The sequence below is a fragment of the Photorhabdus kayaii genome (assembly GCF_025384895.1).
Taxonomy (GTDB): domain Bacteria; phylum Pseudomonadota; class Gammaproteobacteria; order Enterobacterales; family Enterobacteriaceae; genus Photorhabdus; species Photorhabdus kayaii.
The window spans coordinates 1-2619 of sequence record NZ_JAJAFZ010000151.1; the positions used below are offsets into that span (position 1 = coordinate 1).

The window sequence follows — 2619 nt, forward strand, 5'->3', positions numbered from 1 at the left end:
TCTTCCTTCTATTTTTCCAAGAATGGATCTGATGGTAGATATGTTATATATATTACCAATTAAAAAAGCAGTATATCTTTCACTTTTAAATTTAGATACCTTTGTTGTACTACGGAAGAGTATGGTTCCAGTAGATAATTCATCAAATTGAAATTCATTTATTAATTTATTTAAATTTTTATCAAAACCATATTTAACAAAGCAAAACTCTGAGCTCAATTTTAAATTCCTTTTTATAACTTTATAAAAGTATTTTAAATAGTTATACTTCTAAAAATTAATCTGGTGTTAATAATAGTATCATATTAAATTAATTTATCAATGCATTTGATCATTAAAATTAAAATTATTTATATATCTAATTAACTATTTGTTTTTAAATATAGAAATCGCAATATTATTGTACCAGTGACAATCACGCATGGTTACATTCCCTCTGATATATTATGTATCTTTCATGGATCCAAGTAGGTACAAGTTCAGCTAAAATCATAGTTGTATGCATTCCAATCATTTTCATCTGATTAGGAATTTTATTCTGTACTGTGCATTATGATAGAGAAGCTAACCCCGTTTAATGAGTGCAAAATATACCGTCTAACTGTGCAGAATTGGTTACCGTGCTACAGATTCAAAGAAAAAATGGGTAAATTGCAATCGTATTTATCACGCGCGGTATCATCAGGTATGTGTCCTTAGCAAAAGAAGCCAACTAATAGTTATATAAATTAAATATAACAAAATTGTCTATTAAGAAATTAACAAATCCTTGCGCTCACTAATTATTGTAGATTAATTATGGATTTATCAAATATAACTACCGTTCAGTCAGGTCGACCAATTACATGTAATGTATGGTTGTTCTGGTTAAGGTAGTTCACCGAGAGCATACCCAACAACGTACTAGTACTACAGCCGTAGATACTAGAAAGTTGCATTTTCCTTGATGCTCACAACTCTGAGAAACCGCATGAATTAAGCTTTTCTATGGGTGTCTTTTCTGTTGAAAAAAGTAAGTACGGCTGTAGTACTAGGCTGTGTCCCGCAATAGGCTGAGATAGAATAATCTATCTGGCTCTGACTTTCGGAAACAACATGTTATGGCTCGTTACGACCTTTTTCTTAAAGCCATAATTTAATTGAGGGACATAACCTAGAATTAACGACCATTTTCAGGTGCTAAAAACTGCATCTTGAAGTTTCTTGGGTATAGATAGAGAAGATAATCCTGCCTTAGATCCAGGTTTTGATTTTATAACTCAGCCAGTCGCAATAAAATTAAAAGAAAACAATATAGATAAAATAAGTTATCTTTTTGCTATTCTTGATTTTGAATATGATTTAGATATAAAAAAAGTGATCTGTTTTTCTTTTTCGGAAATATAGAGTGTGAGAGGAAAAATAGTAGTTGGCTAGATGAAATATTAAAAGATATGTAACAGATAAATTAACTTGCATATTACAAGCCAAAATTATTTAGCCTATCCATTTTAAAAATCCGGAAAGATCCCCGTGATCTTTCAGCTTTTTTATTTTTAATAACAAATAGCTTACATGGTTGGAATTATATATTAAATATATAACTTAAAATCACAAAAATATAAAATAAATAAGAAGATAAAAAAAGGAATAATACAGAAAAATATAAGATTCATAGTAAATATATACATAGTCAATATTTTAGATATTTTATTCTATTTTCTCTCTGAAACAGTAAAAAACCGGGATCGCTTCCGGCTGGCTTCTTTCTTACCGTGGTGAATGCCACGCCAACGCCGACGGGTTAGTGCAATGGCAAGGCATCAAGGTAATCACGGATATACTGATGCAATGCTCTGGATAAAATAAATCTACATCAATCAATTAATACCATATCAAAACAAGTAGCTAACATCCAAAATATAGCTAAAAAAGATATGGAGAATGGCAATATTATTAAACCCAAAGAGATGTATAACACTAATATTCAGGGGAAAGACGTAAATTAAAAAGTAAGACAAAGCATCTTTGATCTCTGGAGTAAAATTTTAGGATGATTTAATCTGGGTGAGATAATAAATTTTTATATGGAACCTATTGAATTTTTTAAAAGCTCAGATTTTTTATCCGGTTCTATTGAAGAATTTAATGAATATGAAATTATTCATAATAAAGATAGGGCATTAAAGCTTCTTTTCGATCAAGACGTACCATGTAACTATATGGTTTGGAATGATTTTTCTCTGATCGGGTATCTGAGTTTTATCTTCATGAGGATTATAAAAAAGCAGAAAAGGATATCCTTGACAGAATAAAAACATCTACCCAAGATCAAGTTAAAGAAAAGATGAGAAAAAGAAAATGATATCTTATAAGAAAGAAACAAGGGTTAGTTGATAACATAGAATACGATAACTTTCTAAATGAAGTAAATGACGAATGTAATGACAGGTTAAATATGATAAGCATTTATCGATATTTATTTTCTTTTAATCAAAACGCTAAATTAGAAGAAATATTTTCTATATTTAAAAAAGGAATTATGCCGTGCGGTATAAAAAAAGATAAAAAGACATGAGTTATTTTCAATCCTATTCTTTTGAAGAATAGTGAATAAAGAGAGAGAGAACAGAGTCTGAT

The 2619-nt window shown here is 29.4% G+C and carries 2 protein-coding genes; one reads left to right on the forward strand and one right to left on the reverse strand.

What is annotated here, in order from left to right:
• A partial coding sequence (locus LGZ98_RS23375; protein WP_262978687.1) for a carbapenam-3-carboxylate synthase domain-containing protein occupies window positions 1-219 on the reverse strand: 219 nt, incomplete at its 3' end.
• A gap of 984 nt (window positions 220-1203) precedes the next feature.
• Between LGZ98_RS23375 and LGZ98_RS23380 the strand changes: the two genes are divergently transcribed.
• Window positions 1204-1386: a hypothetical protein gene (locus LGZ98_RS23380; protein ID WP_262978688.1), complete on the forward strand. Its 183-nt coding sequence runs from the start codon at window positions 1204-1206 to the stop codon at window positions 1384-1386.
• Window positions 1387-2619 lie beyond the last annotated feature (1233 nt).